Source organism: Bacteroidales bacterium (assembly GCA_014860585.1).
In the GTDB taxonomy this organism is placed as follows: Bacteria; Bacteroidota; Bacteroidia; order Bacteroidales; family 4484-276; genus RZYY01.
Genome location: JACZJL010000162.1, coordinates 16,297 through 29,273, shown reverse-complemented (window position 1 = coordinate 29,273; position 12,977 = coordinate 16,297). Strand labels below are relative to the sequence as shown.

General features: G+C 44.9%; 12 protein-coding genes. 7 read left to right on the top strand and 5 right to left on the bottom strand.

What is annotated here, in order from left to right; genetic code table 11:
- Positions 1–134: 134 nt before the first annotated feature.
- The 6 genes from maf (at position 135) to lpxB (ending at position 4,244) form a co-directional block, all read left to right on the top strand.
- Positions 135–710, top strand: coding sequence for a septum formation protein Maf (gene maf, locus IH598_15945; GenBank protein MBE0640010.1), 576 nt, complete (start codon positions 135–137; stop codon positions 708–710).
- Between the two features lie 194 nt (positions 711–904).
- Positions 905–1,207, top strand: a complete 303-nt coding sequence (locus IH598_15940; protein ID MBE0640009.1) for a HigA family addiction module antidote protein — start codon at positions 905–907, stop codon at positions 1,205–1,207.
- Positions 1,208–1,381: 174 nt separating this feature from the next.
- The gene (locus IH598_15935; protein ID MBE0640008.1) at positions 1,382–1,969 is read left to right on the top strand and encodes a DUF502 domain-containing protein; all 588 of its coding nucleotides are present in this window, start codon (positions 1,382–1,384) and stop codon (positions 1,967–1,969) included.
- 13 nt (positions 1,970–1,982) lie between these two features.
- On the top strand, positions 1,983–2,813 hold the full coding sequence (surE, locus tag IH598_15930) for a 5'/3'-nucleotidase SurE (GenBank protein ID MBE0640007.1): 831 nt from the start codon (positions 1,983–1,985) through the stop codon (positions 2,811–2,813).
- Between the two features lie 11 nt (positions 2,814–2,824).
- Positions 2,825–3,115: a hypothetical protein gene (locus IH598_15925; protein MBE0640006.1), complete on the top strand. Its 291-nt coding sequence runs from the start codon at positions 2,825–2,827 to the stop codon at positions 3,113–3,115.
- 4 nt (positions 3,116–3,119) lie between these two features.
- Positions 3,120–4,244: a lipid-A-disaccharide synthase gene (lpxB, locus tag IH598_15920; GenBank protein ID MBE0640005.1), complete on the top strand. Its 1,125-nt coding sequence runs from the start codon at positions 3,120–3,122 to the stop codon at positions 4,242–4,244.
- 79 nt (positions 4,245–4,323) lie between these two features.
- Here the strand turns inward: lpxB and IH598_15915 are convergent, their stop codons facing one another.
- The 3 genes from IH598_15915 to IH598_15905 form a co-directional block, all read right to left on the bottom strand.
- Positions 4,324–4,707 (bottom strand): VanZ family protein, encoded by a 384-nt coding sequence (locus IH598_15915; protein MBE0640004.1) that lies wholly within the window; start codon positions 4,705–4,707, stop codon positions 4,324–4,326.
- A 200-nt stretch (positions 4,708–4,907) separates the two neighbouring features.
- Positions 4,908–6,470, bottom strand: coding sequence for a serine hydrolase (locus IH598_15910; GenBank protein ID MBE0640003.1), 1,563 nt, complete (start codon positions 6,468–6,470; stop codon positions 4,908–4,910).
- A gap of 220 nt (positions 6,471–6,690) precedes the next feature.
- Positions 6,691–8,058 (bottom strand): PEGA domain-containing protein, encoded by a 1,368-nt coding sequence (locus IH598_15905; GenBank protein MBE0640002.1) that lies wholly within the window; start codon positions 8,056–8,058, stop codon positions 6,691–6,693.
- A gap of 186 nt (positions 8,059–8,244) precedes the next feature.
- On the opposite strand from IH598_15905, the gene IH598_15900 reads away from it, so the two are divergent.
- Positions 8,245–10,737 (top strand): lamin tail domain-containing protein, encoded by a 2,493-nt coding sequence (locus IH598_15900; GenBank protein ID MBE0640001.1) that lies wholly within the window; start codon positions 8,245–8,247, stop codon positions 10,735–10,737.
- 104 nt (positions 10,738–10,841) lie between these two features.
- Here the strand turns inward: IH598_15900 and IH598_15895 are convergent, their stop codons facing one another.
- Positions 10,842–11,792 (bottom strand): transketolase family protein, encoded by a 951-nt coding sequence (locus tag IH598_15895; protein MBE0640000.1) that lies wholly within the window; start codon positions 11,790–11,792, stop codon positions 10,842–10,844.
- A gap of 35 nt (positions 11,793–11,827) precedes the next feature.
- Positions 11,828–12,673, bottom strand: coding sequence for a transketolase (locus IH598_15890; protein ID MBE0639999.1), 846 nt, complete (start codon positions 12,671–12,673; stop codon positions 11,828–11,830).
- Between the last annotated feature and the right edge of the window lie 304 nt (positions 12,674–12,977).

Sequence of the window (12,977 nt, the reverse complement as noted above, 5' to 3'; positions counted from 1 at the left end):
TATGTGCTGATGGCAGAACTTCTTGGACTGCAGCCGGCAGCAAATGACGGGAAAATGGAAAACATTAAAGAAATGTTGAATTAAAAACAGACCTGTCAGGTTTCAAAAACCTGACAGGTCTTTATGGATAAATAATGCAATTCACCAAATACAAAATTGTCCTTGCATCCAACTCTCCACGCAGGCAGGAGTTGTTGAAGTTGATGGGAATTGATTTCCGGATCAGGATAAAACCTGTTGATGAAAATTATCCTGATGGGCTGACCCCCGATGAAGTTGCCCGCTACCTTTGCGAGAAGAAAGCGATGGCATTTGAGCCTGACGAATTGAGTGTGGGTGAATTGCTGATCACCGCCGATACGATCGTGTGTCTTGGCGGTGAAATCATGAACAAACCGGAGGATCGCAGTCATGCCATTGAAATGTTACGGAAGCTCTCGGGAAAGAAGCACCAGGTGATTACAGGTGTTGCTTTGAGATCATTGGAGAAAATGACTTCATTCACCGTTTCCACGGATGTCGTTTTTAAGAAGCTTTCCGATGATGACATCAGTTTTTACGTTGACAATTACAAACCCTTTGACAAAGCCGGCGCCTATGGAATCCAGGAGTGGATCGGGTTTGTGGGAATCGAGAGAATTGACGGCTCCTATTTTAATGTCGTGGGATTGCCTACAGCAAGGCTTTACAAGGAATTAGAGGAATTTTGAGAAGACATTTAGATCTTTATCACAGAGTAACACAGAGAAGGCACAGAGTAACACAAAGAATGTTTGATCAACTTCAATAATATCAATGAATTGGGGTAAGTATTAAGATTGACTCCTCAATTATTTTTAAATGGGAAGCTAATCACGCAGAATCAGTAGAAATTGTTGATTATCATTAAGAAATGGAGGAATTTATGGAAAAATTACAAAATGTGCACCCGGGCGAAATTTTAAATGAAGAATTTCTGATTCCTATGAATATAACAGCATACCGGTTATCAAAGGATACTGAAATTCCTCAGACACGAATTTCTCAGATTTTGAAAGGACAGAGAAGTATAACCGCAGACACAGCACTAAGACTAAGTTTATACTTTGGTAACAGTCCAAAATTTTGGCTTGGACTGCAAGATGACTACGACATTGAAGAGGAAAAGAAGAGTAAATTAGAATTGTTTAAACGAATTAAGCGAATTCATTTTAGCGAGCCATTATAAAGCGCCTCAACCTTGATGAAATCAGGCTGTCAAATGGTGGTTTATCATGAACATGATCAGGAGTATACCATGAAGGGCGCCCGCCAACTTTTTCAATAAACAATTTTTCCACAAAAGCCAACATTTCAGGCTTACTGTTGTTTGGAATGATGAAATGAAATACAAACATTGATTATGGAAAGGAATAGCATTTACAAACGTTTACTCAGATACTTTTTCCAGGGATTGCTTTTTACGGGCCCGGTTGTTATTACGGTGTACTCTGTTTGGGTGATGTTCGTTTGGGTGGATGGACTGCTGTATAAGCACATCGAGGAATACCTTGAAATTTCGATACCCGGACTGGGATTGATCACCGTGCTTGCTATGATCACATTGGTAGGCTACCTTGGGAAATCTTTCCTTTTCAGGCCGCTGGCAATGTATTTCGATAAGATGCTGAGCCGTACCCCTTTTATCAAAATCATCTACACTTCGGTGAAAGACCTGATTGCTGCCTTTGTTGGGCAAAAGCGCAGATTTAATCAGCCGGTGCTTGTTAAGGTAAGTGCCGACGGAAGTATCGAAAAGATCGGTTTTATAACAGATGAAGACCTCAGCATGATCGGTATTTCGGAAAATAAAATAGCGGTTTACCTGCCCCATTCTTACGCCTGGTCGGGAAACCTGTTCATTGTTCCGGCAAAAAATGTTACAAAAATTGATGCATCAGCCACCGAAGTGATGAAATATATCATCTCTGCCGGAGTTACAAAGATTTAAATTTGAATGTAAAATGGAGAAGAAAAGACCAACCATATTGGTTACCAACGACGACGGTATTACAGCCCCGGGGTTGCGTACATTAATCAAAGTGATGAGGAAACTCGGTGATGTGGTTGTGGTTGCGCCCGACCGGCCAAGATCAGGCCAGGGACATGCCATCACCGTATCGATGCCGCTGAGGGTCTCTTCGGTTTATAAGGAAGAGGGCTACCAGGAGTATCGTTGCAACGGAACCCCTGTAGATTGCGTGAAACTGGGTGTGCAGATCGTTCTCCGGCGTACTCCCGATCTGCTGGTGTCGGGTATTAACCACGGTTCCAATGCATCCATCAATGTTGTTTACTCTGGAACTATGGCCGCTGTGATTGAGGCCGCTATTGATAAAATACCCGCTATCGGTTTTTCACTGGATGATTATGAAGCGAATGCGGATTTTTCGCACACTGAAGAGTATGTGGAAATCATTGCCCGTGAGGTGTTGGAAAAAGGGCTGCCCGAAGGCACCTGCCTTAATGTCAATTTCCCGGTGAACAGTAACAAGCCGCTGCAGGGAGTCAAGGTGTGCCGGCAATCGTTGGGTTCCTGGAAGGAGCGTTTCGACGAACGTACCGACCCGCGGGGACGGGACTATTTCTGGATCACCGGTGTTTTCAGCAACCCCGATCATAAGGAGGGCACAGATACCAGAGCCATGGAGCAAAATTACGTGTCAGTGGTTCCGATGAAATTCGACCTGACAAGTTATGAAGCCATGGCGGCAGTCCAGTCTTTTGATTTTAAAGCCAGGCTTAATTCCAGGCCGGTGATGGAAAGCACACCGGCTGGTCTAAATCAAGATTAACCCAAATTTCGATGAAGCAGTTTCATCATTTCTTTGGAAAAGATTCCTACCTGTTTGGTGTAGCCTTAGGGCTGATTACACCTGCACTTCTTTACCCTTTATTTCAATGGCTCCTCGAAGTAATCCCCTTTATTTCAGGTACTTTTGGGCAGCCAGGGCACAAATTGATGTTACTTTCCCTTGCCGGCAATTTACTCTGGCTGCGATATTACCTGGTTGGTGTAAAACAGGAAAAATCCGGTATTGCCATCCTGGTTGTGACATTTTTACTGGTTTTGGTATTTTTCATTTTTTACAATTAAGCAAATGAAGTACTACATCATTGCCGGTGAGGCTTCGGGCGACCTTCATGCTGCAAACCTGATGAGGGAAATTACCAAATTGAATCCTACAGCCCTTTTCAGGGTGTGGGGTGGCGACAGGATGAGAAACGAGGGGGGGGAACTCGTGAAGCACCACAGAGAATTGGCTTTTATGGGTTTTTATGAAGTACTGGCCAACCTCAGCACCATACTTTATAATTTCCGGTTCTGTAAAAATGATATTCTCACCTACCGGCCTGATGCAATCATTCTCATAGATTACCCCGGTTTTAACCTGAGGATTGCTGAATTTGCCCACAAACACGGAATCAGGGTCTTTTACTATATTTCACCACAGGTTTGGGCATGGAAGAAATCGCGGGTAAGGAAAATCCGCAAATTTGTCGAAAGATTGTTTGTTATTTTACCCTTCGAGAAGGATTTTTATGCCAGGCATGGCGTGGATGTTGACTTTGTCGGACATCCTTTGCTCGATGCCATCGAAAATGAAAAGAACAACCTTACAGATCCCGGAACCTTCAGAAATCATCATCTGCTCGACAAAAGGCCAATCATCGCCCTGCTGCCGGGCAGTCGTGAACAGGAAATTTCGACTATGCTTCCCGTTATGCTTTCGGTAAAAAATGATTTCCCTGACTACCAATTCGTTGTTGCGGGAGCATCTGCCATTTTGGAAGACTTTTACAAAGCGTTCATTACCGATCATTCAGTAAGGATCATTTTTAATCAAACCCATGATTTGTTGCACAATGCTGCTGCAGCCCTTGTCACTTCGGGCACAGCCACCCTCGAAACTGCGCTGATGGACGTTCCTCAGGTGGTTTGTTATAAAGGAAACTGGATCTCCTTTCAGATTGCCAAAAGGATAGTGAATATCAAATATATCTCCCTTGTCAACCTGATCATGGACAAGCAGGTGGTAACAGAACTTATCCAGGACCAAATGAACCCTGGTATGATCAAAAAGGAATTAATTGAAATACTCGGTGAACCCGCCCGCTCAAGGATCAGGTCTGATTACATGCTATTACGCGAAAAATTGGGGTTCAAGGGGGCTTCTGCACTGACAGCTAAATTGATTGTGGAGAGAATGTGTCAGGGATGTTGAGGGGAAATTATTCACGATTTTAGGAATAATATACTCACCGCTATCTTTTTCTGATCGTTTTGCAAATCAGCATTTATGATTACTTTTTGGCTTTACGTTTTAACACCCACCTTGTAACAGGGATAAAGACTACAAAGCCGGAAATAATACCAATGGTATTGGCAATGAGATCATTGATATTAAAGGCACGGTAGGGTAGAAGATACTGCAACCCTTCGGTGAGTGTGGCAAATGCTATCCCGAGTATAAGCCAGACGACCAGTTTTCTATTCATCAGTTGCCCGAAAAGTGCCCAACCCGAAAACGCTATAGCATGGAGGAAATAATCTCCGCGGAACTGAAGGATAGTAATCGTGTTCAGGGATTCAGTGGTGTTCAGTGGAAGTACAACCAGCAGCAGGATTACGACGAAATAAGCCAGGAAAAGGTATTTTGTGGTAATGGTTTTTATCATCTTTGCCAAATGATTCGTATTTTGTTTGATTTCAGTTCATTAAGAATAGCTAAACGAATGGTTTAAGACTCAAAGGCACTAAGCAACAATGTAATTGATTGCAAGGGTAAGATTCATACGCTGGATCTATAAAGTTTTGTAAAACAATATGTTGTTATTCATTCCACAACATTCAATGACGAATGGAAAATTGCCGAGCTGTTGGGAATTTATTTCTCTATCTTCTTGAATTCAAGTTCGGTAAAATCAAAATCGGGATTGGGAACATCGATTTTCAATTCAGCTACTTTTCCGTCATGACCGAGGATAAAGGTGCAAAAGCCTGATGGAAGTGACGGGAAATTTTCGAAAGTGATCTCGAAGGTGTCGAAATGCCAGTGTTTCAGTGTACCAAGAAACATGGGTGATGGTTCAAACTGTACAGTCAGTATTTGACCGTTGAGATCAACAACAGCATTTCCATACAATTCTCCGCTGTAGCTGCCGGTATAATCTTCAAGTGGCAGCGATGGAGCGGATTCTTTAACACGCTCTTCAGCAAGTTTTGCCTTTTGCTCTTCTGCTCTCTTTTTGCTGTTGTTTACCCGTTCGAGTATCATGGCGCTCCAATCGTTGTCTTCACCCCCAAGGAATACATCAAGTGTCTTGTACATCAACGGGAAGTAGAGGCTCGAATTTTTATTGGTAAGTATAACAAAACCAAGGTTTTCATCCGGAACCATGCAGGTTTGAGAGATCATCCCATCATATCCGCCGTTGTGACTCACTATTTTTTTGCCAAGATAATTGTTCAACGCCCAACCCAGTCCGTAGGATTTGAAAGTGGTTGAAGGCCATTGAACTTCAGCAAAAGAGGAGATATTCATTACGGTTTGTGACGACCACATTTCCCGGCTTCGGGCAGGGGTAAAGAGGGTGTCGTCGTTCCACACGCCACGATTGAGCTGGAGCAACAGCCACTTCGACATGTCGTTCGCGCTTGAGATCACCGAGCCTGCCGGCCCCATATTGTCCCAGTTCAGGTATTCAATGGCAATCACCTTTTCGTTGAAATCGGTGTGTGGGGTAGCCACGTTGGTCATGGTGACCAGGTCGTTGGTCGAAAGGACGGTTCTTTTCATCCCGAGTGGTTGTATGAGTTCTGTCATGATGAACTCTTCCCAGCTATCCCCGGTCACTGCAGGCACAATCTCACCGGCAGTCATAAACATGATGTTGGAGTACCCGAATCGCTCCCTGAAACCGAAAGCCGGCTTGAGATGCCTTGCCCTGCGAATGACCTCTTCACGTGAATAGTTGGCGCCATACCACAGCAGGTCGCCACTGAATGTCTCCAGCCCCGAGCGATGGGTGAGCAGGTCGCGGATGGTCATGTTGGCGGTGACATAAGGATCGTAGAGCTGGAAGTATGGAATGTGATCCACCACTTTATCATTCCAGGTGATCAAGCCGCGGTCAACAAGGATGGCGAGAGCAGCAGCGGTCATGGCTTTGGTGTTGGAGGCCACAGGAAACAGGGTTTCACTGTCAACCGGCTCCCCGGTGTTTATATTTTTTACACCGAATCCTTTGGCAAAAATGATGTCGCCATCCTTAACGATAGCAATGGCCATACCGGGCACCTCCCAGTCGGTAAGCGCTTTCGTATAGTATTGTTCAAGTTCGGCAATTTTTTGATCATAAGATTTCTGCTGAGCAATAACGATATTGCCCATCAATAGCAGAAAAGCAATTAAAACCAGGACTTTAGAAAAATAAACACTGCATTTCATAAGGTCAAAGATTTGATTAGTCGAAAAAGATAACGATGTACAACATGCCTGCAAAAGTAAAGTAATTGACGGGATTATTGCTGGTAAAACAAACTGCACCTCATTATTGGGTTTTTTTAGGGAGATCATGCGAGGCGCTGCTCCGGCCATATGATGCTGCAGAATTCTTCGGCAATAAAAACCACAATTTTACATGCATACCTTTCAGTTTCAGGTAAGTTTATAACCCCAGCATTGCCCCAACCTGTAATTCGTGAAAAGGTGATTCTGCTGCGTAGTAAGAGTAGGACCCGTAGAGTTTAAAGTTCCTGCTGATGGATCCGGTGATTAGTAATTTTGGAAAATATACGGTTTCATCGGGTAAACTCCCGGAAGATAAGTAGTTGATCTCATAGGTGGATGCAAGAGTTGCAGCGCCAAATCCCAGGAATAGTCCCCAACCGGAATCCATGGCCCTTTGATTCGAAATTAAAAGGTTCAGCGACATCGAAAAGGTGTTAAGATCAAAAACAACATAATCGGGTCCATCATCCTCCTCATTTTCTAATGAGCGACTTATCCAACTACCATCTATTAACAGCCGTCCATAAGAAACAAACACTGAATAGGAGGCGCCCGAGCCGCTCAACCCGCTGTAAGCTGTTCCCGTATTGGTGTATAGTTCATCGGCAAAAAGCATACAATAAGCAGCCTGACCACCAATTGAAAACCTGGAAGGTTGCTTTTCAGTGACTGATTTCCCCTTTTTGTTTGAAGAAGCTTGAGTTGAATTGTTGTTTTCTGTATAAAGGTATTGTTCCAATTTGTAAAGCTTTTGGGTCTTTGGACTGGTTACTTCAATCGTTTCATTTTCGATGATTGTATAACCTTCTTTCACAATATGTAAATTATAATTACCAACAGGATAGATCAGCGACACCGGGCTTATTCCAATCAGGGAACCATCCAGGTAAACGGAGGCGCCGGAAGGCAACGTTTCAATCTGCAATTCGGCATCGGTGCTGCGTTCCAGTATATACTCGAAGAAAACCTGACTATCACTCACGGTGATGGTATCTTCTACAGTAAGATAACCTTCCATTTCGATCACGATCTGATGTTCTCCTGCAATAAGAGGATAAGGTCCTTTGGCTGGAGCAGGCTGTCCGTCAATGGTCAGGGTGGCAGTTGGTATTATCCTGATGGTTACCGGTATGGTGAGCGGCGGAATTGGATCGCCGGTCACTTTAATTTGCCAGACTTCCTGTGGTTTTAGTTTGATGCCATAGTCGGCTAGGATTATCCTTAATGGCTGGTATCCGCTCTTGTAAACCTCAAGCACCCGCTCATTGGTATGCAGATAAACGATGTCCATCCCCGGACGGGTATCCACTTCACCCACCACGCCGTCGTAAGCATCGTAGCTGAAACCATCCATGTCGGAGATCACCATGATGGCTGCAGCAAGGTTACCATTGAGGTCGCGACGGGCTACGATCTCGGTATCCGATTTTTTGGCATCACCTAAAAGCCTCATCTGGCGAAGCTCCTGACCCAATAATGGGAAAGCAGAAAAAAATAAACCAATCAGAAAGTAAACAGATCGCATAATTAAACCGCTAAAATGATGACCCACGACCGATGGTCAAAATTATCAATTATTTGGTTTCTAATTAAAATACATTGGAAAAATGGAACAATTAGTTTGGAGTTTTTACCGCAAAAATTTTTTAACAGGACAAGTTCCATCCATTTCAACTATCTTCGTGGTCTTGACTACGAAAGATGATTTGATATGAAAAGGCTGATCACTACAATTTTTTTATTTGGGACGCTCATTCTAAACGGACAGGACACTCTGCGTGTGATGCACCATAACCTGCTGAATTTCGGGAATTTCACTGACTTTTGTACGCTGACCAATAACAACCCGGAGGCCAAGGCAGCGTGGATGAAATCGGTGATTGATTATTATCTGCCGGATATATTAACAGTGAACGAGTTAAGTCCTGATCCGTTTTATCACAACCTGATTCTGAACGCTGTAATGAACACTTCAGGCCGCAATTACTACCAGCAAGCACTGCCCACCAATTTTGCAGGATCAGAGATCATTAATTTGCTCTATTTTAACTCCGGTAAGGTTGGGATGGCAAGTCAGGACGCGCTGGCTACATTGCCGCGGGACATCAACGTTTATAAGCTTTACCACAAAAGTCCGTATCTTGCACAAGGCGCCGACACAACATTTATTTATTGCGCTGTTGCCCATTTCAAGGCAGGGACAACCTCCAGTGACCAGGCACAGCGGGCTGCAGCGGCGGAGGCAGTGATCAATTACCTGACGGTAAATCAAATCACCGATCCTTTTCTCTTTATGGGAGATCTGAATTTATATTCGAACGATGAAGCGGCCTGGAACTTTTTAACCAGCGGATCTGGTGATTTTCGCTTTTCCGATCCAATCAACATGGTCGGTACCTGGAGCCAGAATCCCGCATTTGCTTCTGTTCATACACAATCTACCCGCATTCAGCCGGGTTGTGGCGCAAGCGGGGGGATGGACGATCGTTTTGACTTTATTTTGTGCAATCCTTACTTGACTTCTACAAGCTATCCGGTAAATTATACCGAAAGCAGCTATACCATTGCCGGGCAGGACGGTCTGCGTTTCCAGGGGTCATTGGTCAATCCTCCAAATGCAAGCCTGCCATCAGACATGATCAACGCTTTGTACAATCTATCGGATCATCTGCCGGTAATGATGGACATTGTTGCCAGGACTCCACAACCGGCTTTTCTCCCCGATCTTTTCTTTTCCGAATATGTGGAAGGAACCGGCAATAACAAGGCATTGGAGATTTTCAACCCAACCTTTTCATCTGTAGACCTCTCGGATTATATGATCGCAAGATATGTAAATGGATCTTTAAACGCAGACACAGTGGGACTTGCCGGAATGTTACAACCGGGACAAACCTTTGTCGCAGTGGTTGACAAAAGAGACCCTTCCGGCACAGGGAGCAACATCCAGGCGGACCCGGCATTGCAGGCTGTCGCCGACACCTTCCTTTGCCCGGATCAAAACATCAACCCGACTATGTATTTTAATGGAAATGATGCCGTGGCGTTGGTTCGGCGAACTGGCGAAATGGTTGATCTGATCGGGAAAATCGGAGAGAATCCCGGTACTGGATGGACAGATGATTCGTTGTGTGCAGCAGGCGCTTTCACTTCACTTTGTGGCGCAACTGCCTGGACGACAAATCATACGATGGTCAGAAAGTTTGAGGCTATCAATGGGGTGCGGCAAAATCCGCCGTTGTTTGATGTGACGTTGCAGTGGGACACACTCCCCGTGAACACTTTCGACAGTCTTGGGTTTCACCGGAGCATGGCTAATTTTACCCTTCCTGAATCGTGGAACTATGTGCAAACCATGATTTCCCATATTATCACCATTCCCCTGGATGCCAACCCGGCATTCAACAATCAACCTCTTATGACGGGAACTTTTATCGGTGTTTTTTATACAGATGGATATCAGGAAAAATGCGCCGGTAATGTTCAGTGGAATGCAACCGGGAACATTGCGATAGTGGCTTTTGGAGACGATCAACTTACTCCTGAAAAAGATGGTTTTAATGAAGGTGAGACGATTTTGTGGAAACTTTTTATGCCGGCTGAAAATAAGGAATACGATGCTGAAGCAATTTATCTTGAAATATGGCCACAACATGACGGGTTGTTCACCTCCGGCGGAATATCGGCGCTGGCAGGTTTGACTGGTATCGATGTTTTGACCCAACAATTGTCCATGCCAACCGGGTGGTCGGGCATATCGCTCCCTTTAAATCCCAAATGGCCTTTATTGAATGATATTTTTGGTGATGCCATTTCCAGCGTCATTTACCTGAGTGATGGAACATCTGTTTATTGCCCTGAGTTAAACATCAACGAAATTGTCGAATGGCAGGAAGGAACAGGATATTTTATAAAAAATGATGAAGCATACGTTCTCAATGTAGCCGGTTATGCGCTGCAATCCACTGCGGTTGAGTTGATTGCCGGGTGGAATATTTTACCGGTTTTGAGCCAATGTACAGTATTAACTGCTGAGATCAATACAGCACTTAACGGGAAACTGGAACAGATCAAGGAAATAGCCGGTATAAAAGTTTTCTGGCCTGAAAACGGTATTGCAACTCTAACGGAGATTCAACCGGGAAAGGCCTATTTTATAAAAGTGAATGAAAATACACTTTTTACTTTCGAGGAATGTGAATAGTCAGTCGAGAAGTGCGGGAAAAAATTCACAAGGCCACTTTTCAGCAAAATCGTGTTTCGAGTTTCCGCTTTTTTACGATTCGTCCTTTGGAATTTGGGTAAGTTTTAGTATTGTTTTCTTGCAACAACAAGAGATGCAGCTTCTACAATATCGCGGGATTCCATTCCGAATTTCACAAGCAACTCTTCGGGAGTGCCGCTTTCGCCAAAAACATCCTGCATCCCGACCATTTCGATGGGAGTAGGGAAGTTACGGGCGAGGAAACCGGCAATGGTTTCCCCCATTCCGCCATACACCTGGTGCTCTTCGGCAGTGACAGCGCACCTGGTTTTCATGATCGATTCAATGATCGCATCGCGGTCAAGTGGTTTGATGGTGGTGATATTGATCACTTCGGCATCAATTCCAAACAGCTTAAGCTTTTCGGCTGCCTCGAGGGCTTTCCACACCAGGTGACCGGTGGCGAAGATGGAAACGTCTGTGCCTTCGCGCATCAGCAGTGCCTGGCCGATAATAAACTGATGGTCAGCTGGAGTAAAATTTGGCACTTTTGGGCGGCCAAACCGCAGGTAAACCGGTCCTTCGTAATCGGCAATGGCAAGTGTGGCCGCATAAGTCTGGTTGTAATCACACGGATTGATGACGATCATACCCGGCAATGATTTCATCAGGGCCATATCCTCCATGATCTGGTGTGTGGCGCCGTCCTCACCTAAAGTAACACCTGCATGGGAAGCGCATATTTTCACGTTTTTATTGGAGTATGCAATGGATTGCCTGATCTGGTCGAAAACCCTGCCGGTTGAAAAATTGGCAAATGTTCCCGTGAACGGAACTTTTCCTCCGGTTGCAAGTCCAGCTGCAATTCCCATCATGTTGGCTTCGGCTATTCCAACCTGGAAGAACCGATCGGGGAAGGCCCTGGCAAACTTATCCATCTTTAGTGAACCGGTTAGATCGGCACACAAGGCTACAACTTCAGGACGATTTTGTCCCAGTTCGTAAAGTGCATCTCCAAACCCCGAACGGGTGTCTTTGCTACCCGTGTTTTCCATTCTGGTGAAATCTATTTTTTCCATGGTGTTCATTTTTAATAATCTCCGAGTGTTTCCTCCAGTTGTGCCAGTGCTTTCTCCAACTGCTCATCGTTGGGCGCTACACCATGCCACTTGTGGGTTCCCATCATAAAATCCACACCCTGCCCCATCTCTGTTTTCATCAGGATCATTACCGGTTTTTCATTTCCAGTCAGCGTTCCGGCAAGTCTAAGGGTGTCAATTACTTCTTCGATATCGTTGCCATCCATCTCCAGCACTTCCCAGTCGAAGGCTTCCCACTTGGCCTTTATATCTCCCATTGGCATCACTTCATCTGTCGGACCGTCAATCTGTTTCCGGTTAAAATCAATGATGGCAATTAGGTTATCTACTTTTTTACCACCTGCAAACATCGCTGCTTCCCACACCTGACCCTCCTGGATCTCTCCGTCACCCATCAGCACATAAACCAGGCTATCATCCTGGTCCAGCTTTTTAGCCAGTGCTACACCGATGGCGCACGACAGCCCCTGCCCCAGCGATCCTGAAGCAAACCTGACGCCTGGCAAGCCATCATGCGTGGCCGGATGCCCCTGCAAACGGGTATCGATTTTCCGGAACGTGCTGAGCTCTGAAATTTCAAAGTAACCACTCCGCGCCAGTACACTGTACCAAACGGCTGAGAGGTGACCATTGGAAAGCAGGAATACGTCCTGATCGCGGCCATTCATCTCAAATTCAGCCGGGTTGTGGTTCAGTACATCGAAGTAGAGTGCAACCATAAGTTCGGTGCAGCCAAGCGAGCCTCCCGGGTGCCCCGACTGAACCGCGTGCACCATCCTGAGGATGTCGCGCCGAACCTGACAGGCAATAGCTTTTAATGTTGCTGTGGTGTTCATCTGTTATTCAATTTTGTTCATTCAACCTGCGGCAAAAGTATCTTTTTTTGGTATCTGGCAATGATTTTTTTACCTGACAATCCTAACCTGGGAAATTCATGAAATTCTTTAATTTTTTGATTCTTAGAGTCTTGGTGTCTTGTGCCGCAGGCATCACTTTGTGAATGGCAAAAAGAAAAAGTTGCCACTCACAAAGTGATGCCTTTGGTAAAAGGCTCAAAGACCCAAAGATTCACTAAGTTTATGAATTAAGAAGGCTAAAAAGATGTTTGCTAACAAAAGCGTTACTTTGCAGCGATAACAA